The organism is Nocardia jiangsuensis, from assembly GCF_042650385.1.
GTDB classification, from domain to species: Bacteria; Actinomycetota; Actinomycetes; order Mycobacteriales; family Mycobacteriaceae; genus Nocardia; species Nocardia jiangsuensis.
On sequence record NZ_JBHSAX010000013.1, the window covers coordinates 508,873 to 532,443 of the forward strand.

The 23,571-nt window shown below is 73.1% G+C and carries 18 protein-coding genes; 7 read left to right on the plus strand and 11 right to left on the minus strand.

Translation table 11 applies throughout. The features are described 5' to 3' along the window. Positions 1-2: 2 nt before the first annotated feature. Positions 3-2,150, minus strand: a complete 2,148-nt coding sequence (locus ACFO0B_RS13915) for a hypothetical protein (protein WP_378612820.1) — start codon at positions 2,148-2,150, stop codon at positions 3-5. A gap of 178 nt (positions 2,151-2,328) precedes the next feature. On the opposite strand from ACFO0B_RS13915, the gene ACFO0B_RS13920 reads away from it, so the two are divergent. Together ACFO0B_RS13920 and ACFO0B_RS13925 are read left to right on the plus strand one after the other, a co-directional pair. Then, entirely contained in the window at positions 2,329-3,735 is a 1,407-nt protein-coding gene (locus ACFO0B_RS13920) for a DUF4226 domain-containing protein (protein ID WP_378612821.1), read from the plus strand. Further along, positions 3,735-4,937 (plus strand): transglycosylase SLT domain-containing protein, encoded by a 1,203-nt coding sequence (locus ACFO0B_RS13925; protein WP_378612822.1) that lies wholly within the window; start codon positions 3,735-3,737, stop codon positions 4,935-4,937. Before ACFO0B_RS13920 ends, ACFO0B_RS13925 begins: the two co-directional genes overlap by 1 nt. A 4-nt stretch (positions 4,938-4,941) precedes the next feature. Here the strand turns inward: ACFO0B_RS13925 and ACFO0B_RS13930 are convergent, their stop codons facing one another. From ACFO0B_RS13930 to ACFO0B_RS13975, 10 genes are all read right to left on the minus strand, one after another. Continuing rightward, the gene (locus ACFO0B_RS13930; RefSeq protein ID WP_378612824.1) at positions 4,942-6,435 is read right to left on the minus strand and encodes a C40 family peptidase; all 1,494 of its coding nucleotides are present in this window, start codon (positions 6,433-6,435) and stop codon (positions 4,942-4,944) included. Further along, positions 6,432-7,274: a hypothetical protein gene (locus tag ACFO0B_RS13935; protein WP_378612825.1), complete on the minus strand. Its 843-nt coding sequence runs from the start codon at positions 7,272-7,274 to the stop codon at positions 6,432-6,434. Before ACFO0B_RS13935 ends, ACFO0B_RS13930 begins: the two co-directional genes overlap by 4 nt. 21 nt (positions 7,275-7,295) lie before the next feature. Next, positions 7,296-9,692 carry a hypothetical protein gene (locus ACFO0B_RS13940; protein WP_378612827.1) on the minus strand — a complete coding sequence of 799 codons (2,397 nt, stop codon included), beginning with the start codon at positions 9,690-9,692 and terminating at the stop codon, positions 7,296-7,298. Further along, on the minus strand, positions 9,689-12,190 hold the full coding sequence (locus ACFO0B_RS13945; RefSeq protein WP_378612828.1) for an ATP-binding protein: 2,502 nt from the start codon (positions 12,188-12,190) through the stop codon (positions 9,689-9,691). The genes ACFO0B_RS13940 and ACFO0B_RS13945 overlap by 4 nt, the downstream gene beginning before the upstream one ends. A 3-nt stretch (positions 12,191-12,193) precedes the next feature. Next, positions 12,194-12,601, minus strand: a complete 408-nt coding sequence (locus ACFO0B_RS13950; RefSeq protein ID WP_378612829.1) for a hypothetical protein — start codon at positions 12,599-12,601, stop codon at positions 12,194-12,196. Then, entirely contained in the window at positions 12,598-12,858 is a 261-nt protein-coding gene (locus tag ACFO0B_RS13955) for a hypothetical protein (protein WP_233019411.1), read from the minus strand. Before ACFO0B_RS13955 ends, ACFO0B_RS13950 begins: the two co-directional genes overlap by 4 nt. A 19-nt stretch (positions 12,859-12,877) precedes the next feature. Next, a complete protein-coding gene (locus ACFO0B_RS13960; RefSeq protein WP_378612830.1) occupies positions 12,878-13,876 on the minus strand; it encodes a conjugal transfer protein in 999 nt (332 codons plus the stop codon). A gap of 65 nt (positions 13,877-13,941) precedes the next feature. Next, positions 13,942-15,072, minus strand: a complete 1,131-nt coding sequence (locus ACFO0B_RS13965; protein ID WP_378612831.1) for a GAF domain-containing protein — start codon at positions 15,070-15,072, stop codon at positions 13,942-13,944. A 100-nt stretch (positions 15,073-15,172) separates the two neighbouring features. Further along, a complete protein-coding gene (locus tag ACFO0B_RS13970; protein WP_378612832.1) occupies positions 15,173-16,063 on the minus strand; it encodes an ROK family protein in 891 nt (296 codons plus the stop codon). After that, positions 16,060-16,431 carry a hypothetical protein gene (locus tag ACFO0B_RS13975; protein WP_378612833.1) on the minus strand — a complete coding sequence of 124 codons (372 nt, stop codon included), beginning with the start codon at positions 16,429-16,431 and terminating at the stop codon, positions 16,060-16,062. The genes ACFO0B_RS13970 and ACFO0B_RS13975 overlap by 4 nt, the downstream gene beginning before the upstream one ends. A gap of 350 nt (positions 16,432-16,781) precedes the next feature. On the opposite strand from ACFO0B_RS13975, the gene ACFO0B_RS13980 reads away from it, so the two are divergent. From ACFO0B_RS13980 to ACFO0B_RS14000, 5 genes are all read left to right on the plus strand, one after another. Continuing rightward, positions 16,782-17,315 (plus strand): MerR family transcriptional regulator, encoded by a 534-nt coding sequence (locus tag ACFO0B_RS13980; protein WP_378612834.1) that lies wholly within the window; start codon positions 16,782-16,784, stop codon positions 17,313-17,315. 104 nt (positions 17,316-17,419) lie between these two features. Further along, positions 17,420-20,410, plus strand: a complete 2,991-nt coding sequence (locus ACFO0B_RS13985; RefSeq protein ID WP_378612835.1) for an AfsR/SARP family transcriptional regulator — start codon at positions 17,420-17,422, stop codon at positions 20,408-20,410. 209 nt (positions 20,411-20,619) lie between these two features. Beyond that, positions 20,620-21,054 carry an SgcJ/EcaC family oxidoreductase gene (locus ACFO0B_RS13990; protein ID WP_378612836.1) on the plus strand — a complete coding sequence of 145 codons (435 nt, stop codon included), beginning with the start codon at positions 20,620-20,622 and terminating at the stop codon, positions 21,052-21,054. A gap of 295 nt (positions 21,055-21,349) precedes the next feature. Next, on the plus strand, positions 21,350-22,234 hold the full coding sequence (locus ACFO0B_RS13995; RefSeq protein ID WP_378612837.1) for an LLM class flavin-dependent oxidoreductase: 885 nt from the start codon (positions 21,350-21,352) through the stop codon (positions 22,232-22,234). Continuing rightward, positions 22,234-23,481 (plus strand): amidohydrolase family protein, encoded by a 1,248-nt coding sequence (locus tag ACFO0B_RS14000; RefSeq protein ID WP_378612838.1) that lies wholly within the window; start codon positions 22,234-22,236, stop codon positions 23,479-23,481. Before ACFO0B_RS13995 ends, ACFO0B_RS14000 begins: the two co-directional genes overlap by 1 nt. The last annotated feature ends 90 nt before the right edge of the window (positions 23,482-23,571 follow it).

Below are 23,571 nucleotides of genomic sequence, written 5' to 3' on the forward strand. Positions count from 1 at the left end.
CCCTAACCCGAAATCGTGACCGGCACGGCGGCCTGTGGATCGACGGCAACGGCGGTGGCGCCCGCGTCGGCGCCGGGCGGACGGCGGAATCCGCCGAACACCCCGAAGGCGCCGCCGTCGCGCTCGAGCACCTCGGCGAGCGGCCGCGGCTCTCCCGCGACGATCACCTCGGGCGGCGCGTTGTCGAACATCACCACGATGGCCGTCGATGCCGCCGCCGAGGCAACGGTCGTCGCCGAGCCGTCGTCGGGCGGCAACCACTGCGCGATGTCCCCGGTGCGCAGCTCGGACGGATCGACGGGAAGTCCGGAGGGCTGTCCGGGTGGCGGCAGTGGAAGCGCGGTGCGCTGGTAGGCCGCCCGCGCGTCGGTGCCGACGTGGTCGCTCACGGCGGAGGCGAGCGCGTGCGCGACCACCTCCGGCACCATGACCGAGCGACCGTCCCGGAAGACGAACTCCTGGAGCCGGTTGCCGTCGGCCGCCGGGCCTGCGGCAGGCGGCGCCGTTGTCGCGGGAGCCGAGACCGTGCGCGCGGCGTTCGCCGGTTGCGCCGCCGTGCTGGTCGACGCGGGCTGCACCGTGCCTGGCCGCGGTGCGGACGCCGTCTGGGTGGCGGGCCCGGCGGCGGTGGGCCGCACGGACGGGGCCGGACCGGAGCCACGCCGTTCCCGCTCCCGATCACCGCGGTTCGACCCCCGCCCCTGCTCGGCAGCCGCGCGCTGCAGCATGGCCTGCTGCAGCATCGGGTCGAGGCCACCGGAGCCCATGGTCGACGTCGCGCCGGGCTGCTGCTGTGCGACCGGAACAGCGGGGGTGAGCGGCGTGCCCGCTGTACCGGGCGCGGCGGTTGTCGTACCCGCGATCCCGGCCGGGGCAGTGGTACTCGCGGGTGCCGCGGCCGATCCGGGGCTCAGGAGGTCACCGGACCCCGGCGGCACGGATTGCCCGGCCTGGAAGTCGAGTGGCGGAACGGCCGTGACCGGTGGCAGGCCGGTACCGGTGGTGTCCGCTGTGGATCCGCCCCGCTCGTCCGTCCGGCCGGTCGGGGCGCCGGAATCGTCCGAGTCGGACCGCGTCTTCGGCTCCGCCTTCGGGTCGGCGCCGGTATCCCGCGGCGCGGCGGGCGGCTCGACCTCCCCGGCCAGCTTGCGGAACGCCTCCGTCATCTCGCGCATGTCGGCCTCGGCCCGGTGGGTGACGGACTCGATCACCGTCATCACGTAGTTGTCCTCGGAGACCACCGGCCCGCCTGCCTGCGGCGGGATGGGTCGCAGCACCTTCTCCTCCACCAGCGTGTCGATGGCGGCGGTATCGGCCGGATGCACCTGCGCCATGGCGGTGAGCACCTCGACCTGGGATCCGACCATCCGCTGCCCGGCGGCCGCCTGCTCCCCGACCCGGCCCACGGCCTCGGCGACCTCCCTGTCGTGCGCCCGCATGCGCTCGTAGGTGGCCGCCAGCTGCTCGACGCGCTGCGCGTAACTCGGGATGTTCGCCGCGCCCTCGGCGGTGATCGCCGGCACCGACCAGGTCTTCGGCGGCGGCTCCTTGGGTCCGGTGCCGAAGCTCTCCCAGTTCGCGAGGTAGAGCGGCGGGAGATTCCGGTAGTGGTCGACGACCGCGCCGGAGAGCGAGAGCCCGTCCGGCAGTTTCGCCGGATCCGGCATCATGACCCGCGGCATCGGCTGCGGGAACGTCGGGAGGCTGATGTCGATCAGCGGGATCGCGCCCTGCCCGGGCGGGGCCAGCAGCGATATCCCGGCGTTGAACAGCGGCGAGGCCAGGGGGGCCGCCATCGCGCCGTAGAGCTTCCCCGGGGCGACGTGGGCTCCGCCCACCGCACGCGGGATGAACCCCTTGAAGAGCCCCTGCTCCATCAACTGCGCGGGCGAGGCCATGGCGAGCGAGGTCTTGGCTCCGATCGCGCCCCTGGCCGCCGCGACACCGACGCCACCGCCGATCATCGTGAGCGCGCCGCCGATCGCGCCGACGGTCGCCCCCTTCAGGACGGCGTCCATGTCCCAGCCGTTCTCCGCCCCGGCTATCAGGCCGCCGACGACCCCGCCCGCCAGCGCGGCCCCGACCGGGCCGCCCAGCGCGAAGCCGGCGGTGGCTGCCAGCCCGGTGGCTATGTCGCCCCACAGTGACACGGCGTTCGCCCTTTCGACTCGAGCACCATTGTCCGAGATTCCCACCGGTGGGAACGCGATCGACGCCGGCAGCGGCCAAGATTGAGGAGCCGTGCCGCCGAGCCCACCGGCCGACCGTCGCAACGAGGAGGGAGCGCCGGATGAACCCCGCCCACCGCCGGCGCGCGGACGGCCGCCGATGACCACCGCCGGGCTCCGGCCCCCCGGCGAGGGGGCCGAGGTGGTGCAGGCCGAGGTGGCGGCGGACGAGACCGCTGCCGTCACGGTGACGCCGTGGTCACCGCGGGGTGAGCGCCGGGCGGCGATACCGGTGCGCGCCGGCGCTCCGGCCGAGCCCCCGGTCACCCCGGTGGCGGCGTCGAATCCCGCTCCCGCGAAACAGTTCTCCGCGCTGGCGGGCATCACCGCCCCCTCCGCCCTGTTGCGGCAGGCGGCGCCGGCCGGCACCGCACTTCCCGCCCCGCCCACCGCCGCCGCGCCCTGGGTGGCCCCGCTCGCAGCCCCGAACACCGGCGTCGGGAGCACGGCGGACCGCACCCGCGCGGAGGACGACGACACCGACGCCCCGGACACCTCCGCCGCCGCGAACCCGGCGACGAACCTGCTCCCGACCCTCGCCGACGCGCTCGCCAAGCTCGGCACCGGCACCGGCACCGCCGCCCCGGCCGCGCCCACCGTTGGCACCACCGACGAGCCACTCACCACCGCAACAGGATTGAGTCCGCAGGCCGAGCGCGCGCTGCGACTGCTGAAATCTCTCGCCGCCGCGTACGGCGACGGAGCCACCGAGGACCCCGATGTCCTCGCCCTCCGCAAGGACATCGGCCGCACCCAGGGCACCGGCTCCGCCGCCGAATCGGTGCAGGCCCGCCGCCTCTACCAGGCCAACTTCGCCAACGCCTACAACACCCTGGACAACCAGCTCGCCGGCTACATCACCCGCGCCGCGGGCAACACCGAGGTCGACCGCACCGCGATCCACAACCTGCTCCGCGAAGTCAATGTCGCCGTCAACGAGCTGGGCACCCGGGCGTACACCAGGGAGGGGCAGCAGCAGGTCCACAAGATCCTCACCGCCGCGCTGGTCAAAGCCAACGCCATTGCCGGGGGCACGCACGCGGGCAACACCGACACCGCCGCCTTCATCAATCAGCTCACCGCTCAGTACCTCGGCAATATCGCGGGCCGCAAGACACCGGACACCACCCCGGTGAGCGGGCTCCCCGGCGGCAAGGTCGGCGACTGGATCGCCCGGGCCGTGCAGATCCTGCGCGGCATGGGCTACGACCCGAGCAAGATCGACCCGGCCGCGCTGGCGATCATCGCGAAACACGAGTCGGGCAACAACCCCAGCGCGGTGAACAACTGGGACAGCAATGCCGCCAAGGGAATTCCGTCGAAGGGGCTCATGCAGACCATCGGCCCGACCTTCGACCGCTGGGCGGTGGACGGCCACCGCAACATCCTGAACCCGGTGGACAATATCGTCGCCGCCGCCAGGTACGCCGTCAACCGGTACGGGTCGGTGAGCAATGTGCCCGGCGTGGTGGCGGTGCGGGCGGGCCGCAAGTACGTGGGGTACTGATGCCGGCCACCCGACCCCCGCACTCCCCCGACCGGCCGCCCGATCCGGCCACCGGCCCGGACGATCCGGCCCCCCGCGCCACGACCGCCGCCCCGGAGCGGCCGCGCCGCGCGACCACCGCCACCCGCAACCCGGCCCGCGCCGCGCCCCCGGCACGTCAGGGCGGCACCGCCGGTCCGGCACCGGCAGGTGCCGCCACCGCCCCCGCCGCGAGCACCACCGCGGCCACCGGCGGCACGGCCCCGATCCGCGCGGACGCCGTGGCCGCGCAATCCGGCGCGAGCATGCCGATGGCCGCCGCCGCACTCGGCACGCTGGCGATAATCGCCGCCCAGTACGGCCAGGGCACCCCCCTCGCCGCCACCGGCCAGCCGTACGCGCCGCCGCGGCTCGCCGACGGCCGCCCGACCGGCCCGATCGCCTGGGACGGCGCGCTGAACTCCCGCTACGCCGCCGACAGCGGGATCACCGCCGGGCAGGACGCCGCCGCGCAGTCCATGAACGCCGAACTGAACCGCATCCTGGACGGCGCCGTCGACAACTCCGTCCGGGGCAGGGCCGCGATCGGCGCGATCATCGCCGAGGTCAATACCGCGCTCACCGCGCTCGGCAGCGTCGAGAACACCGCGGTCGGCAGGCGGCTCGTGATCGGCACGCTCGGCAATGCGCTGCAGCGCGCCGGGGCGGTGCTCGGCCAGGGGCAGGCCGCGGCGGCGCTCACCGCGGACCGGGTCGCCGGGCTCGCGGACCGGTATCTGCAGCAGTCCGCGCCGCGCAAGCGCGCGACCCAGCGCCCTGCGGTCGCGGCGAGCGGCAGCGGCGGGCCGCCGCGCACCCGCCCCACCGGGCAGCAGGGGCAGTGGATCGACGAGGCCATGCGGGTGCTGCGGCAGCACGGCTACGACACCGGGCAGATCGATCCCGCCGCCATCGCGGCGATCATCCAGCACGAGTCCGGCGGCAACCCGAACGCCATCAACCTGTGGGACAGCAATGCCGCCAAGGGCATTCCGTCCAAGGGGCTCATGCAGACCATCGACCCCACCTTCGCCGCCTACGCGCTGCCGGGGCACGGCGATATCTGGAACCCGGTGGACAACATCATCGCCGGGACGCGGTACGCGATCGAGCGCTACGGCTCGGTGAGCAATGTGCCCGGGATCGTCGGGCTGCGCGACGGCAGCGGGTACGTCGGGTATTGAGCGCTCAGGCCCAGCGGGCGGCGCGGTAGTTCTTGGGCAGCGGCACCTCGCCGAGCGGCACCCCCTTCTTGGATGCCGCGTAGCAGACGCCGTTGCCCGCGTACATGATCACGTGCCCCGGATTGCCGTTGCTGTCGAAGGAATCCGCGGGGAAGACGAGGTCGCCGGGTTTCAGCGGCCCGGTCACCCTGGGGAGGGCGCGGTACTGGTCCGCCGCCACCCGCGGGATCTTCACCCCGGCCGCCCTGGCCGCGTACTGCATGAGCCCCGAGCAGTCGAAGGAGTTCGGCCCCTCGTGGCCCCACACGTAGGGTTTGCCGAACTGCGCCCGCGCCGTGTCCAGCGCGGTCTTCACCTTGCCGCTCGCGGGTGCTCCCGCGCCGCCGACGCCCGCCGCCGGTGTCTTGCGGCCCGCGATATTGCCGAGGTACTGAGCGGTGAGCTGATTGATGAAGGCGGCGGTGTCGGTGTTGCCCGCGTGCGTGCCCCCGGCAATGGCGTTGGCTTTGACCAGCGCGGCGGTGAGGATCTTGTGGACCTGCTGCTGCCCCTCCCTGGTGTACGCCCGGGTGCCCAGCTCGTTGACGGCGACATTGACTTCGCGGAGCAGGTTGTGGATCGCGGTGCGGTCGACCTCGGTGTTGCCCGCGGCGCGGGTGATGTAGCCGGCGAGCTGGTTGTCCAGGGTGTTGTAGGCGTTGGCGAAGTTGGCCTGGTAGAGCTGCCTGGCCTTGACCCCGGCGGCGCCGCTGCCGGTGCCGGAGCCCGATCCGAGCTCCCTGCGCAACGCGGCGACCCGCGGGTCCTTGGTGTCGCCGTCGCCGTAGGCCGCCACCAGCGCCTTCAGCACCTCGAGCACCCGCTGATCCTGCGGGCTCAACCCCGCGGCCGCCGCGGTGCCGCCCGCCGGTGCGGCGGTGCCACCGGTCGCCGGAGCGCTGCCGCCCGTCCCGGCGGAACCCCCGCCGCCGCCGAGCAGCGCCTCGGCCAGGGTCGGCAGCATGCCGAGCGCCATGGTGCCCGCCGTGGCGGCGGCGGGCAGAACGGCACCGAGGGTGTCGGGGTCCACCGCGGGCGGCGGCGGATCCTGCACCGGCGCCGCGACAGCCGGAGCCGCGGGCGCGGCGGCACCCGGCCCGGCGACACCCGGCCCGGCGGCGCCCGATGCGGCGGCGACACCCGATGCGTTGCCCGGCACCGCAGCGCCACCCGGCGTCTGCGGGCGCAGCGCGGGCGGCAGCAGGGCCGATGGCACCGTGATCCCCGGCAACCCCGGAATCCCGACGCTCCCCGGCGGGGCCGGCGCCGGTGCGGACACGGGCGCGGCGGGCGCGGTCACCGCGCTCACCGCGGGCACCGCGGGCAGCCCCCCGCGCCCGCCACGCTGCCCGGACCACGGCGTCACCGCCGCACCGCGCTCCCCCTGCCCACCCTCGACCGCCTCGGCACCCTCCGCGTCGACCGGCTCCGCGATCGACCACAGCTCCGCGCTCGTCATGCCGCCCCGCCCAGCACCCGCTTCACCCGCACATCGCCGCCGGTCGGCAGCGCCTGCCACACCACCCGCCCGGTGCCCGGCTCCACCGTCACCACTTGCCCGGAGCCGACCGCGATCCCGGCCCTGGCGGGCGCGTTCCCCCGAAAGTCCCAGAAGACCAGATCACCCGCCGAGACCGCCGTCCGGTGCACCCGCTGCCCGCAGCCCCCCTGCGCCGCAGTCGATTCCGGCAGCAGCACCGCCGCGGCGCCGGCAACCGGACGCCCGCAGGCCGCGCCGCCCGCGCCGGGATCGGCAGGCACCACGGCCGGCTCCGCACACCGGCCGCCGGCAGCCGCGAGCGAGGCCCCGTAGATCACCGCCCTGGTGAAGGTCGCCGGGTCGGCGACCTGCTGCGCGTCGAGCCGGGCCAGCGCAAGCTCCCGCGCGCACGCGGCGGCGGCGCCGGTATTGCCGTGCCCCCAGGGCTGCTCCTGGTAGGGGGCGGTCCGCATGGCGGCCACGCAGCTGCGCTCCCAGGCCGACACGGCATCGGACTCCGGTGGGATCGTCAGCGCGGCATAGGGATTGGTGCTCGGTGCGGCCGCGCGGCCCGGGGTCGCGGTGAGCGGCGGCGGCTCGGGTGCGCCGCCGGACGGGTCCGGGCCGACCGCGCTGTCGCACTGGTAGCGCAGGTCCGCGGCGGAGGTCGAGACCGAACCCGCCGCGGCGACCACGGCGAGGGCCGGGATCGCCAGCAGGGCGAGCACCACCGCGCCACCGGCCCACCACCCGGCGCGCCCGCCGGAGCGGTCGCGGTCCCGCTGCCGCGGCCGGGGCACCAGCCACGCGAGCATCATCAGTCGACCGAACATCGTCGCCTACCGCAGCCGTTCTTCCACCGGAGCCATGGCGCGCCGCCACGCCGCGACGTCGGCCCGGTGGGTACTGGGCGGCGTCACCGTGTGCCAGGTCCCACGCTCCACGCCGGAGCTCCACAGGTCGGTGTCGGTCGCAGCGTGGATGACCGCCCTGGCGTCGCGCATGCGCTGCGGATCGGAGATGTCCCGCAGGATCGAGTCGACCGCCTCGGTGGTGCGTTTGGCGTGCTCGTTGCCGATCCACTTCATCATCCGGCCCGCGGCGTTCCGGTCGATGCTGTGCAGGGCGGTGGGCGCGGTCGAGGAATCGCCGTCGGCCACCGACTGCAGATCCTTCAGCTTCTGCATGGTCGGGTTCCGCATGTAGTCCTCGACGTACCGGCGCTGGGCGCCGGTGACGGCGCCGCCGTCCAGGGTGACCCCGCCCGCGTGCGCGTTGCGCCAGCGGTTCGCGACCGCCTCCAGGGTCGCCAGGTGCGACACCATCTCGTCCGGGTCGCCGTTGCCCGCCATCAACCGGTCGGAGGCGTGCCCGACGATCTGCATCGCGGCGACCACGTGGCCGAGGTGCTTGTTGGCCAGCGTCTCGTCCTCGGCGTTGTCCTCCATCATTCCCCAGGAGCGGACGGCGCGGGCCATGATCTCGCGGTCCGCGAACCCCGCGCCGGTGAGCGCGCCGTAGGCGCTGTCCAGCAGGCCGCCGGAGTTCCGCAGCCTGCGGATCGCCGCCGCGGCGCCGCGCGGGGTGTCGATACCGCCGCCGTGCACCGCGCCGGAGCGGGCGGCGACGGCCAGCTGCTCGCGGCCGAGCTGCGCCTGCACCATCCAGCCGGTGGGGCCGCCGAGGCCGGGCGCGTTGTACATCCCCCACAGCGCCTGCTGCATCCCGCGCTCCGCGTGCGCCCGCGGCCGCAGCGGATTCCTGGTTCCGGCCCACAGCCACTCCGTCACCGGGGAGCTGTTGATGGTGCTCACCGCGGCCAGCGTATTGAGCAGCCCGAGCCCGCCGATGGAATTGCCCGCGCCACCGCCCGTCCCCATGGCGCCACCGCCGCCCGCCGCGCGGCCGCTCTCGCCGCGCATGGCGTTCCCGATCCGGTCGACGATCCAGTCGGTGCCCCCGGCGATCTTCCGGTTCAGCAGGTTCAGCTCGACGATCAGCACCAGCCCGGCCCCGGCGCTGATCACCAGGACCGACATGACCTGCCCGCCCGCCTGCCGGAACAGGTTCCCGTAGAAGAGGCAGGCCGCGCCGAGCGCGATGGTGTTGACGACCATGGCCGCGGCCGCGATCAGCCCGTCCACGATGTTGTACACCAGGAACGACTGCGTCGGCCCGTACACGAAACCGCCCGCCGCGAAGCCGAAGATCGAGTAGATGCCGTGCTTGAGCACGCGCATCCCGGCGCGCAGGATGCGCCAGGCGAGCATCACCCCGAGCCCGCAGATGATCAGCGCGGTGACCAGCATCAGCAGCCCGGCCCCGATCTGCCCGGCGCCCGGGTTCGAGGCGGCGGCGAAGGCGGCGGCGTCACATTTCTCCAGCCCGTCCTTGACCCGGTCCTCGTCGCCCGCGAGCATCCCGCTGGTCCAGACCCCGCCGCAGACGGGCCGGTCGTCGATCACGTGCCCGAAGTTCCAGACCTGCAGCGGGCGCCGCGCGAGGTTGTCCGCGAGCGTGGTCTGGATGGCCGCCACCAGCCGCATCGGGTTGACCTCGGTGTTGCCGTTCAGCCCGGCGGCCACGGTGATGCCGACGTCCCTTCCCTTGGCGAGCACCCCGTCCGCGGCCAGCGCGTCCTCCAGCGGGTGCGCCAGGAAGAACGGCCCGGCGATGGCGACGAGCACCATGGTGCAGACCTGCGCCACCGCCTTCGCCGATTGCCCGCGCACGATGAAGTAGGCCACGAAGAAGGCGCCGATCGCCGCCGCGGTGAGCAGCATGATCGGGGTGGCGAGCTGCCCGCTGAGGTTGGCGGCGACCCCCTCCAGGGCAGAGCCGATCGAGGCGAGCCACTGGAAGCTCAGGGCGTAGCCGATGATCCAGATCGCCGTCGTCACGATCACCACCCAGCCGGCGAACTCCAGGCTGATAATGGTCGAGAGCACGGTGTTGCCCGGGTTCAGCACGCCGCCGCGGTCGGTGACGAACATGTACTGCGCCAGCGGGACCCCGGCGGAGTCCTGGACCGCCATCCAGCTCAGCGCGCTGTTGACCGAGCCGGGGGTGCTCGGCGAGCCGCTGCCTGCCAGCGCGACCCCGCCGAGCGCGGCCGGGAGGACGACGGCGAGGGCGAGCACCGCGAGCAGCCGGGCGGTCCAGCGCCTGCGCCGGGTCGCGGTGACCCAGCGCCGCCACCGCGTCGCTTTCCCGATGACCGCGCTCGCCGCCGTCACGGCACGGTCTGTCGCGCGGCGGTCGGGGTGCTGGTGATCGCGGCCGCCCGGTCCGGCCGGGCCGGGCCGAGTACCTTGCCCCGGCCGATCCGGTTCAGCGCGTCCCGCATGAACATCTCGCCGCGGCGCTCCTCCGGCACCCTGCGCCCCACCCCGACCGGCGGCGAGGTCTCCTCGCGCAGCACCTGCAGCAGGAACGGCGCCTCCTCCAGGTCGACGCCGAGCCAGCTCAGGCTGTTCCGCGCCAGCACCTCGTCACGCTGCCGGAAGACGAAGCGGTTAGGGACGAGATTGTGCGCGGCGCCCTGGAAGTCGGTGGCCGGGTCGTGCGAGGCGAGCCCGATCGCGGCCAGGTGCTTGCGGCCGTCCCTGCTGAAGTCGGAGGTGACCGCCGCGCCCACCTGGGTCTGGGTGAAGTGGTGCGCCTCGTCGCCGACCAGCAGCCCGAACCGCCCGTTGTCGCTGAGGAACGCCTCCCGCGCCGCCACCCCGACCAGCTCGTAGAGCGCGGTGCCGAGCCGCTTGGTGAGCGGCAGCCGCTGGTACAGGTGCGGGGTGGTCAGCTCCTCCGCGCTGGGCAGCGCCAGCCTGTGGCTGCGGACGACGGTGGCGGCGGCGTCCAGCCGCAGCGGCGGCAGATCCGGGTCGAAGAGCACCGGCACCCGCTCCACGATGGTGCCGAGCCGGGCGGCCAGGTCCGCGTACTCCGCGGCCAGCTCGCCATCGCCGCGCAGCCGCCGGGCCGTGCGGTAGAGGTCGAGCATGCTCCGGATACCGTGCTCGGCCAGGCCCTTCACCGAGAGCAGTGCGCTCGCGGCGGCACCCGCGCCCGAGGTGGGCGAGAGGTCGAGCAGCGGCAGGATCGAGTCGAGCGCGCGCTCGCCCGCGATCCGCGGGTCGAACAGCCGCAGCGGGTCCAGCGAGACGGCCGGGTCGGCGAGGTCGATCACCACCGCGTCGTCGATGGTGCCCGCGAAGTGCTCCCACTCCCCGACCTGGCTGCGGTCGAGCGCGAGGAACTGCCCGCCCATGTCGTGGACGAGCACCGCCATCAGCTTCAGGAAGTACGACTTGCCCGAGCCGAGCTCGCCGGTCACCGCGAACGAGGCGGAGAAGTCGTGCAGCGCCGCCTCCATGATGCCGAAGTGGATCGGCTCGAAATTGCCGGAGAGCAGGTTCACCCCGATCACCGGCCCGCTGTCGTCGCCGACCTGGCTGGTGGTGAACGGGACGAACCCCGCCCACATGTCGGAGGGGACGATGTGCGCGAAATCGTCGAAGGCGCGCCGCGGCGGGCTGCCCGGCACGAACATCGACCACAGGTCGACCTGGGCGCCGACCGGTGCCGCGAGCTCCACCTGGAACCGCTTGTACCGCCGCTTCAGCGTGTTCACCGCGTCCATGGCGATCTCCCGGGACGGCCCGCCGACGGCGATCACGGTGGTGAAGGAGACCTCCGACTCGCCGCTGTTCACCTCGAAGTGGTTGTTGTACTCGCCGAGCATCTGCGCCTTGGCGGCGAGGGTGTTCTGCGCGAACGAGACCTCCTGGTCGCGCTGGTCCATCTGGTCGCCGAGCCGGCGCAGATTCAGCTCGTTGTTCTTCAGCACCTGGTCGGCGGAGCGGGTGGCGATCCGCATCGCCCAGTCGACGGTGACGTTCTCCATCGCCTCCAGCACGGTCAGGAACTCGCTGCCGCCGGGAAAGACCATGCCGGAGTAGGGGAACGAGTGCGGGGTGAGCATGGCCTGGTAGGACGGCCGGTACTCGAAGTCCGGCTGCACCACCTTGATCACCGGGACGAAGGAGGGGCGCAGCCGCCGGTTGCCGTCGCTGCGCGCGCCCTCGTCCAGCGCCGCGGAGCGGAAGACCGCGGCGGTGGCGTCGTCCAGCGCGCCCGCCCGCGCCGGCGCCACCGGATCGCCGACCGCGCCGCGCGAGAGGTAGTGCTCCCAGAGCCACTGGAACAGCGAGGCGGGCACCGGGACCGGGTCGAAGTCGCCGCCGATCCGGGAGAGGATCTCGTTCGCCTTCTCCGCGTAGCCGTCCAGCTCGGCCCGGGAGATCGCGGTGGCGTCGACGGCCGTGGTGCTGCCGCGCCAGACCCTGGCGAGCCCGGAGATGCCGGTGTTGCCCGCCCCGACCGGGATGGAGAGCAGGTGGATCCGGGTGCGCGGCCCGATCGCGCGCATCCGCTCGAAGGAGGCGACGACCTCGTCGGCGTAGTCCTCGCAGGTGTCCAGGTCGACGCCCTCCACCATCTTGGTCAGCACGTCGAGGGTGTTCAGCCTGGCCTGGATGCCGAGCAGCAGCGCGCCGTCCGGCAGGCTGGTGACGAGCGCGTGGTGCGCCGCCTTCACGTCGAATTTGTCGCTCCCCCTGCGCAGGCCGTAGCCGAGCGGCTCCACGAAGTAGGTCGCGGTGACCAGCCCGGAGTGGGTGAACTGCAGGTTGCCCCTGACCGCTGCCGTCGGCTGCAGATCCCGGTCGAATGCCATCGCCTACGCCGCCTTCGCGTCCGGGAGCAGCAGCACCACCGATTCCTCGATGAACGTGGTCTGCTCCGCCGAGTCCGAGCCGATCGGCATCCCGGAGGCCGAGACCGGCCTGCGCAGCACGAGCAGCCTGCCGATCCACCAGATCCGCGAGGAGAGCCGCACCCCCGTGTAGGGGACGAGGCCGCCGGCGAAGACGATCAGCACCGTCACCGCGGTGCCGATGCCGAAGGTGACCGCCGGGTTGGCCGGCAGCGTCATGGTGCCGATGCCGGTGAGCAGCAGCCCGGCCATGCCCGCCGCGACCTGCGGGAGCGTGTACGGCCCGAAGGGCAGCTTCTGCCCGTTCTGGGATTTCCCGATGACCGTCGGCACCCTTTTTATCGGGGTGAAGACCTTGACGACGTCACTCATGAACCGTAACCGACGGGGAAATTCGGCACGATGCTGTTGGAATCGATGCGGGCGTAATTGATGAGCGCGGGCAGCACCCAGAGCACGACACCGGCGAGCACCGCGGAGGCGCCGACGCCGATAATCCGCGTCGCGGCCAGTTTGGTCCGCGCGCTCTCCGCGATCAGAATTCCGATCGCGACGATCGCGATCACGATGAGCCCGGCCCACCGGACGAAATTCAGGACGATAACCAGAATGCTGGTCAAGCTGCTCATGGGGCTGTCTCTTTCCTGCTCAGTTCTGGGTGGGCGGCGGAATCTGCGCGGTCGTCGTCGCCGGTGCCGTCGAGGCGTTCGCCGGGCCCGCCTGGCCCGCCTCGCCGCCGGTGACCACGGTGAGCGGCTCGGTCAGCGCGGGGATCGGGTCGACCGAGGCCACCTGCCACTGCCCGCCGGTGCGCACCAGCGTGAGCGGGTACACCAGGGTCGCCGCCGCCGCGCCGTCGAGTTTCGGGGTCACCTGCACCGAGAGCCGGGCCCGCGCGCTCTCCGCACCGCAGCTGCGGTCGTCGGAGTCCACCGCCGTCACCTCGGCCGCGCTGAACGGCGCGGGCTGCACCGCCGCGATCGCCGAGCCCGGCTGGGTGTAGCGGGCGATATCGCCGCTACCGGCGAGCATGGCGGCGAGAAAGCCGGCGGCGACCTGGTGCAGCGGGGTCTCCTGGCCGCACGGGGCGCCGTACGCGAGGCTCAGGTCGGCGCCGCGCGCCGGCGGCTGCACCAGCGCGGGTGGGGCCAGCGCGCGCAGCCTGCCCGCCGCGGTCGAGACCGCGACCCGGTAGAACTGCCGCGGCTCGGCCGCCGCACCGGTTCGCGCGCCGTGCCGCACCGAGACCGTCACGCTCCAGACGTCCAGCCCGCCGCCGGAGACCGTGCGCGCCACGTACACCACCGCGGGATCGGAGACCGGCCTTCCGCTGGACGGCAGCGCGACGTGCCCGACGGCGGCGTACTCACCGAGCTTGTCCCGCTGCGCGGTATTCGCGGACAGATAACTCACCACGAATTGCTCGGCGAACGAGCCGGCCAATTGCGCGCGCCCGATCAGTGCCGCCGTGGAATCGTCGGAGGGGCCGGGTGGCGCCGGGGTGAAGAAACCGTGCAGCGCGTTCCCGCCGCCGAGGACGGCGAGCACCGCGAGAATCGCTACTATCGCATTGTCACGGCGGCGGCGGGCGACCATCCGGCGGAGCAGAGCCTCCGAATCGTCCCGTTCGCGGACCGTGTTCCTCATGTCGGAAATGGTAGAGCGGACCGCTCGGCACACTCGTCCACGCGGTTCCCAGGAATGGGAATCGGTCAGCAGGCGGAACTCCGGTCGCCACCGGCCGCGAGCCGGTGGTGCAATTGCTCGTCGTACCCGATGGGGTGGCCGGAATCCGCGGGCGCGGGCCGCGCCGGGTCGCCCGCCATCCGGACCAGCTGCGCGATCGCCAGCCGGGTGCTCGAGCAGCCGGGGTACGGGTAGAGCAGCAGCGAGGTCGGGGTGTAGCCGCCCGCGTAGTTCAGCGTGCCCACGGTGACGCCCGCGCTCTCCCCGGTATCGAGCCGCGCGCCGAGGGAGGCCAGCCGCACCCGGTCGCCCGGGTGGAAGACGTCGACCGGGCGGAAGAGGTAGTCCCAGCGGATCCAGGGCGCGGGATCGGTGAGCCAGTGCGAGATGCTCGGCGAGTCCAGCTGCAGCACCGCGAGGTGGGTCCCTGCCCGGCGGTGCGCCTCGCGCAGACCGATCCGCTCCAGCGTCGGCGGCGCCGCGGGGGCGTCCGGCACGGTGACGTCCTCGACCAGCAGCCAGGCGCCGCGGGTCCGCTCGTCCTCGCGGGAGCGAATCGTGAAGCGCCAGCGGCCCGCTCGCAGGCCGCCGTGCGTGATGGCGGCGTCGAACTGCAGCCGGGCGCCCGCGGCCGGGGCGTAGAGCAGGTCGAGCACCTCGGCGTGCCGGTCGAAGGTCGCCGCCCGGTGGAAGAGCTCGGCCAGCGAGAGCCGGGGCACGTACTGCTCCGCCGAGCCGCCGGTCAGCCGGGTGATGCCGACCGGCTGTTCGATGGTCTGGCTGTCCAGGTCCCAGACCGCGCCGACCGCGGGCGGCGGCTCCGGCGCCGGGGTGTCCTCGGGGCCGAGCCACAGCCGCACCGCGTGCACGTCACCGGCGGGGCCGAAGACCGGCCGCAGCAGCAGCCGGAACCGCCCCGCGCCGGTCCGCACAGTCCTGGCCAGCTCCTGCGCCCCGACCCGGGACGCGCGGATGGCCTCGGCGACCTCGAGCGTGGTCAGCCCGTCGTACACGGCGGGGGTCTTGGAGAGCAGCCGCTGCAGTACCCGCTGCCAGCTCGCGAAATCGCGGGGCGACTCCCCGACCGACGCCACCGACATGGTCTCCGGCGTCAACGTCTCGATCGTCACCCACGGAATCACGGGGCCAGTCCACATCGCACCCATTCAATGTACCGTTACTTAGCGGCGTGTTCAACCGGCGCGTGAACAGCGCTCGACGCCCCGGCGACCGCGAGATGGCCGCCGGGAGCGGCGGCTACTCCGCCATGGCCAGCGCGAGCACCCCGGCGCCGGCCAGCAGCCCGAGCCCGCCGAGCGGCGACGGCACCACGCGCAGCCCGGAGACCGCGCTGAACCTGGCGTGCGTCGCGATCGCCTCGCCGAGCGGTTTCCACAGCGCCGGACCGGCCTCGGCGACCGGGCCGCCGAGCACGACCAGGTCGAAGTCGAGCAGTGCCGCCGCCGATACCACCGCACGCCCGGTCGCGGTGCCCGCGCGCCCGACGGCGGCCGCAGGCACCTCGACGCCGACCCGCGCCGCGTCGAGCAGCTCGGTCAGCGAACCGCCCGCCCAGCCCTGCGCGCGCGCCCAGCGCAGCATCGATGCCCCGCCCGCGACCGCCTCCAGGCAGCCGCGGCCGCCGCAGTCGCAGCGATCGTCGAAGCCGGGGACCAGCGCGTGCGCGAGGTGCCCGGCATTGCCGGTGCGTCCGACCACGGTGTACCCGCCGACCACGACACCGGCCGCGACGTGCCCGGAGAGCGCGACCGTGAGCACGTCGAGCGTCTCCCGCGCGGCCCCGAAGTTGCGCTCCGCCATGGCGAGGCAGACCCCGTCCAGCCCCAGCCGCACCGCGGCGCCGGGGAACAACACCGTCGCCGCCTCGACGATGCCGAAGCCCGCCCGCCACTCCGGTACCCCGCCGGGCGCGACGACGCCCGCCTTCATGTCGATCGGCCCCGGTGAGGCGATGCCGAGCCCGGTCACCTCCAGTCCGTCCGACGCCTCGAAGAGCAGCGAGCGGCAGTTCTCCCAGACGTTCCTGGCCGGCATCGGGATCCGGCGCACCGCGTCGGCGTCGACATCCTCGGCGATCCGGACCGCGGCGAGCTCGGTCGAGCCGATCTCCAGCGCCAGCGTCGTCACAGCCCGTCCGTCCCGGTGGGCGCGAGCGGGCGGCCGAGCACGAAGTGCCTGCGCGGAGCGGGCAGCGCGGGCACCGTATCGCGCGGCCGCCTGCCGGTGCGGATGATCCGCACCGGGCGCTTGTGGTCGATCAGCGCGGGGCGGTGCGCGTCCAGGTTCTCGATCACCCGCCCGGAGTTGTCGTAGGCCACCCCGGCCCAGATCATGGCGCGGGGCGTGTCACCGCGGTCGATGAAGGTCTGGGCGAGCTGGGCGCAGCGGTCCGCGAGCGGGCAGCTCGCGCAGACCCGGACGGCGGAGCGCCAGGCCTCGGGGCCACCGGCGTCGAGGTCCCAGTCGGCGGGGCTGCCCGCACATGGCGGGCGCACGGCGTTCTTCGGGGGTGATGCCGAAATGTCAACCGGCGCGGAATGATTCGCGCCGGACGGACGGATTCGCGTAATGCTCATGGTCATCTCCGGAATTACCGAGGGCACACGTCACACCCGGTGCGTGTCCCATGGGATCGGACGATCATCGGGGCTGACGACAGTCCCCGGAAGGCCGGCCGCGAGAAGCCGACACCCCGAACGGTAACCCACCGTTGGCCGGTCGGCAAGACTTCATACCCCTGAATAACGGCACGTTGACTAGAGGGAGTGTCGAGCGCTACGGTATCCAGCGATACGCTATCGAACGGTCCATCAGGCCGGTTGCCCCGTGAGGTTTCGTTGTGAACATGGCCGCAGAAACCGAATTCACCATCGACGAGCTCGCCAGGGCGGCCGATATCACCGTGCGCAGCGTGCGCGTCTACCACGAGCGCGGCCTGCTGCCCTCCCCCGACGTGCGCGGCCGGGTCGGGTACTACCGCGGTGACCACCTCGACCGCTTGCAGACGATCAGCAGGCTGCTCGGCCGCGGCATGAAACTCGCGGGGATCAGGGAGCTGCTCGATGCCTGGGACCGCGGCGACGGCCTCGCCGACGTGCTCGGCGTCGGCCCCGAGGAGCCGCTGGTCACCGATCCGCAGAGCCTGGAGCTGGCCTCCAGGCTGACCGCCTCCGGGCTGCTCGCCCAGGACACCCTGGAGCTGGTCGAGCAGCTCCGCAGCGACTGCGCGCAGCTCGCCGAGCGCTGCGCCACCGAGCTGCGCGAGCGGATGGCGGGCCGGGATCCGGCCGATGTCGACGCCGCGAGGCGCGCTGTCGGCCGCGCCGCCGCCGAGATGCTGGAGCACGCCTTCACCGATCCGGCGCCGCAGAACACCTGACCCGCTTCGCGAACAGAACGAAAAGTACCCGGGCTTCCGATGCGGGAAATTCCGCCGGAAGCTTAGATGTACGAATCAGTTCGGGTTCGCGGGAGGTCGAGACGTTGCGCCAGGTCGGCCCCGCGGGCAGCGTCATCCGCGAGCGAACGGCGGGCGCGCCGAGCTTCACGCTGCTCGGCGCGGTGCGCGGCAGGCTCGGTGGGCGGGAACTCGAGCTCGGCAGCCCGCAGCGACGGCTGGTGGTCGCCGTGCTGCTGCTGCACGAGGGCGGCCCGGTGGAGCTCGACGACCTGGTCGACGCGGTCTGGGGCGACCGTCCGCCCAGCCACGCGGTGCAGGGAATCCGCAGCCACATCGCCAATCTCCGGCGGGTGCTCGAACCCGAGCGCGCGGCGAGACAGCCGGCCGGACTGCTGATCTCGATCGGCCGGGCCTACGCGCTGCGACTGCCCGCGGGCAGCGTGGACGCGGTGCTGGCCCGCACCCTGGTCGAGCGGGCGCGGCGCAGCGAGCACGCCGGTGACCGGGCGGCCGCGCGCGAACAGCTCGCCGCCGCGCTCGAGCTCTGGCAGGGCTCGCCGCTGGCGGGGCTGCCCGGCCCCTTCGCCGAGCGGCACCGCGAGCGGCTGGCCGAGCTCCGGCTGGCCGCGCAGGAGCGGCGGCTCGCGCTCGACCTCGCGCTCGGCCCCGCCGAGCCGCTGCTCCCCGAGATCGCCGCGCTCAGCGCCGAACACCCGCTGCGCGAGGGGCTGCGCGGCCTGCACCTGACCGCACTGCACCGGGCAGGCAGACGCGCCGAGGCCCTGGCCGTGTACGCCCGCACCCGCAGCGAGCTGGTCGCCGAGCTCGGCGTCGAACCCGGCGCCCACCTGGTCCGGCTGCACCGCGAGCTGCTGCGCGACGAACCATCCCCCGCACCCGCCGAGACCCCCGTCCCGGTGATCCCCGCGCAGCTCCCCGCCGACCTGGTCGATTTCACCGGCCACGCCGAGGTGGTCACCCAGCTCGCCGCCCGGCTCCGCCGCTCCGACCCGCACGGCGTGCCCGCGGTGGTGATCAGCGGTATGGGCGGGGTCGGCAAGAGCAGCCTGGCGATCCACGTCGCGCACCGGATCCGCGACCACTTCCCGGACGGCCAGCTCTACGCCGACCTGCGCGGAGCCGGCCCCGCCCCCGCCGCGGCCGATGTGCTGCTCGGCGGCTTCCTGCGCGGCCTCGGCGTCCCCGAGGGCGAGCTGCCCGCCGCCGTCGAGGACCGGGCGGCGCTGCTGCGCAGCCTGCTCGCCACCCGGCGGGTACTCGTCGTGCTCGACGACGCCCGCGACGTCGAGCAGGTGCGCCCGCTGCTGCCGGGCACCACCGGCACCGCGGTGCTGATCACCAGCCGGACCGCGCTGAGCGAGCTCTCCGGCGCGCACCCGCTCCGGCTGCCGGTGCTTCCCCGCGCGGACGCGCTCCGGCTGCTCGCCAAGATCGCGGGCCCGGAGCGGATCGAAACCGAGCTCGCGGCGGCGCACCGCGCGGTGGAGGGCTGCGGTTTCCTTCCGCTGGCGGTGCGGATCGTCGGCGCGCGGCTGGCCGCAAGGCCCGGCTGGAGCGTGGCCAGGATCAGCGACCGGCTCGCCGACCAGCGCTCCCGGCTGGCGCTGCTGCACGTCGGGGAGCTGACCGTCGCGCGTGCCTTCCAGCTCGGCTACGACCAGCTGAACTCCGCGCAGGCCAGGGCATTCCGCCTGCTCGCGCGGATCGGGATCCCGGAGATTCCGCTCGCGGTCTGCGCCGCCGTCCTGGACTGCACCCCGGAGCGGGCCGAGGAGATCTGCGAGGCGCTGGTCGATCTGAGCCTGCTCGACACCCCGCGCCCCGATCGCTACCGCTTCCACGACCTGATCCGGCTCTTCGCACTGGAGCAGCCGGAGCCGGAGGGTGCGGCGGCGCTGCCGAGGGCGCTCGACCACTACCTGGCGACGCTGAACCGCCTGCACCGGATCTTCCGGAGCAGCGCCGTCCGCGGGTGCCTGCTGCCGACGACCGCGAGCGGCAGCCCGCTCGCCGACAACGAGGCCGGACAGGCCTGGCTCGACCTGGAGCGGGCCAACCTGATCGCGCTGCTCCGCACCGCCGCGGGGGCACACGTGGTCCGCGTGGCCGCCGATATCGCCTGGGCCCTGGTCAGCCTCTCCGACCTGGGCAGCAACCCCGGCGAGACGCTGCGCGCGCTGGAAGCCGTGCTGCGCGTAGCGGAGTCGCTCGGTGACCGGCCTGCGCAGGCCAGGCTGCTCGCCGCCGCCGGCGGGTTGCAGACCGTCGGGCTCGGGCAGTTCCTCGCGGCCGTCCCCCGGCTGCGCCGCGCCCGCACCCTGGCCGAGGCCGAGGGCAACGGCAGGCTCCGCGCCTGGGCCGAGGTGTATCTCACGCTCATCGACTGGCACCTCACCCCCGCCGCCGAGCTGGCCGACCGGGTGACGGCCGCCGTCGCGTCCTTCGACGGCACCGGCGCGCCGTGGGCCGAGGGCATTCTCCGGGTCGCCGCCGCGCAGGCCTACCTCGCCGTCGGCGCGCACGAGCCCGCGGGCGGCCAGGCCGAGGCCGCCCTGCGGCTGGCGGCCAGCGCGGGTTTCGGCGAGATCGAGGCGTTCGCCATGCAGGAGGCAGGCGCCGCGCTCTCGGAGGCGGGCGAGCACGACCGCGCACTCGAATTCTGCACCGCCGCACTGCGGCACGCCCGCCGCCACGGCCCGCGGCTGCAGCAGGGCTGGGCATTGACCCCGCTGGCCCGCGCGAACCTCAATGCCGGGCACCTGGAGGCAGCCGAGGCACAGGCCGCCGAGGCGGTGCGCATCCTCACCGGCTGCGCCGACATGTTCAACCGCGGCCGCGCGCTGGTCGTCCACGGCCGGGCCCTCGCCGCCCTGCACCGCACCGACGAGGCCGCGGCGGTCCTCCTGCGCGCCTGCCGCTTCTATGCCCGAATACGCAGGCCCGACATGGTGCATCAACTCCGTGAACTGCTGATCACCGATTTCGGAGCGCCACCCGACACCGACTTCTCCGGCACGCTTACCCGACGCCAACCCAATACCAACGAGTACTGAGAAACTACCCGGATGCGCCCCCGCCCAGCCCCCGTCTCCGGTACGTGGGAGCCGGGCCGCCCGAACCGGGCGGATCCCCCGAATCGCCTGCATGCCGCGCGAATTCGATACCACGCGCACCGCCCCGCACTAGTGTCCGTTGTACACCCGCTGACTGGTTTCCCGGTGTCGGTCGATCAGTGGATACCGGTCCGAAAGGCAACCCGATAATGGTCAACGACGTCCACCCGAGCACCGAGGCGGCGCCGCACCCGCTCGACTGTCCCGCCCGCCCCGGCCTGCTGACGCCGTACCTCGACGCCTGGGCGGCCAACGACGCCGACGCGCTCGCGCACTGCTACACCGAGGGCGCCGTCGCCACCATGCCCGGCATCGTGCTGGCCGGCCGCGCCGCCATCCGCACCGAGATGTCGATCGTCTTCGCCCGCGGGCTGCGCGGAAGCCGCTCGGTCATCGACCTGGAGAACGTCCGCTACCTGGGTACGCACTGCGACGTCGCGCTGGTGACCGGCCGCAGCAATCTGGTCTTCGCGAGCACGCCGCCGCACCCCGATGCCTGGGCACACGACACCTGGACCCTCACCCTGCGCGACGGCCGCTGGCTCATCGACGCCCACCACCGCTCGGTCTCCGATCTCGGCTGAGCCACCGTCGACCGTGCCGGGACCGAGGTCACGGGTACGTCCAAAGACGTTGTAACACAACCTCGGAGCGCATCGTATCCGCCCATCGGATGACTGTGCCGCCGCGAATCCGACCGCATCATGAATGCGCAACGGCATGCTGTCCGCCGCACGGTCAGCACCGCCACGGGTCGGCGAAAGGCGCGAGCGTGCAGTGTGTCCTCCGCAGCATCGGATGCCCGCGTTGACGGCTACCGCGCACCGGCCGCCGGGTACTCGCACGATCCGCGTCGGACTCGGTCTCGGGCTCGGCACCATGTGGACCTCGCGATCCGAATTCGCCCGCTGTGTCGAAGCGGCCGAAGCGAGCGGATGGGATTCCCTCTGGCTCTCCGAGCATCTGACCGGGCCGACGCCTGCGGCGATTCCGGCACTGACCTTCGCCGCCGCCATCACCACGCGCATTCGTCTCGGCACATCGGTCACCGTGATTCCGGGCCGCAGTCCGGTCGAGCTCGCGAAGTCCCTGTGGACCGCAGCCGAACTCTGCGACGGGCGATTGCTGCCGGTCTTCGGCCTCGGCACCGCGGAAAGCGCTGAGCATCGGGCGTTCAACGTCTCCCGCCTGGATCGCGGCCCGTGGTTCGACGACGCGTTCCCCGTCATCCGCGACCTGCTCGGCGGAGAGCGGGTGACGGCATCGTCACGGTTCTTCGATGTGCGCGAGGTGTGTATCACCGGCGGCGGGCCCGCACCGGTGACCGACCTGTGGATGGGCGGCCGCAGCGACACCGAGCTGCGCCGGGTCGCCTGCCTCGCCGACGGCTGGCTGGCGAGTTTCGCGAATCCCCGACAGACCCGGCGCTCGATCGAGGTGATCACCGACCATGCGGCCGGCATCGGCCGGGAATTCGACCGCGGCCACTTCGGGCTGCTCTTCCCCTACGCGCGGGAGCGCAGACCCGCCGCGATGACCGAACTGCTCGAGCACGCGTACCCGGACGAGCACCCCGACGAATTGTGTCCGGTCGGCGTCGATGCGCTGCGCCGCGTGCTCGAGAGCCATACCGCGGCCGGGGTCACCAAGTACATCCTGGTCCCGGCCGAGCGGCCCGCGCAGTGGGGTTCCGCACTCGAGTCACTGCGCCGGGACCTCATCGAGGCGACCGCATCGTCCACGATTCTGAGATTGGGCCGATAATGTCACGTGCAACGAAGATTCCGGTTGTCGACGCCGACGCCCATGTCGTCGAGCCCTTCGCATTGTGGGCCGACCGGATGCCTGCGGAATTCCGCGACCTCATCTGGCGGCGCGAGGTCGATGCCGACGGTCGGGAACGGCTCTTCTACGACGGCGAGCCGCTCGACATCGAATGGTCGACCGGCACCCTGAGCACCCCCGGTGCGGTCCAGGAGGGCGGCAGGCTCGACATCGACATCGATACCGAGGTCGACGAGGGCGTCCGGGAGCCGCGCCGCAGGCTGGAATTGATGGACGAGCAGGGAATAGCCGTCAGCATTCTCTTTCCCTCGATGATGCTCGGGCTCTCGGATATGCGCGACGACCGTATCCAGGTCGCCTACGCGCAGGTGTACAACGACTGGATCAGCGAATTCTGCGCCGCCGATCCGATCAGGTTGCGGTGGGGTGCGGTCGTTCCGGCCGAGGATGTGAACGCGGCTGTCACCGAAGCCGAGCGCGCCCTCTCGGCCGGAGCCAGTGCGGTCATGGTGTCGCCGATCTTCAACAAGCGGCAGCTACCGGTGTCGGATCCGGCCCTCGACCAGCTGCACGGCCTGCTGGCCGAGGCCGGGGTGCCGTTGGTCGTGCACGCCGTCAACCCGCACAACCGCTGCCTGGCCGTCTACCCGCATCTGCGCGGGCGGGTGCAGTGGCAGATGGGCTACTCGTTCCAGAACCAGCTGGCGACCATGCACGTGCTCGATTCGGAGCTGCTCCTCCGGCACCCGGGACTCCGCGTCGGCTTCTTCGAAGGCGATATCGGCTGGGTACCGCACTGGTTCGGCCGGCTCGATGCCACGCTGGCCAAGATGGCGCTCGTCGCACCGGCCCGCCCCACCCCGGTCGTCTCCGCATTTCGGCGCCATTGCGTGATGTCCGGCGACATGAACGATCCGGAACTCGCGCGCGCGGCCCGCTACCTCGGTCCCGGCGCCGTGCTGTTCGCCTCCGATTGGCCGCACCACGACGGCACCTGGCCGGACCCGATCGTCGCCGTCCGCGATCACGCCGAGCTGACCGAGACACAGAAGCGCGACATTCTCGTGCACGCCCCCGCGCGGTTCTTCGGAATCGACGAAGCGGCCCTGCTCACCCATCTCGGCGACGACTGGTCCATCGACGCTCCGCTCGCCACCATTCCGCCACTGCTGCCGCACGGTCGCGGCCCGGCGATCGCCGGATCCGCCGCGGCGTCCGCACACTGACCCGCCGGGCAACGGAAAGGAGAGCGCCCCGGACAGCCGACAGCCCGAAAACCTTCGATGTGATCACCGACAGAGGAAACCGGAGAAGAG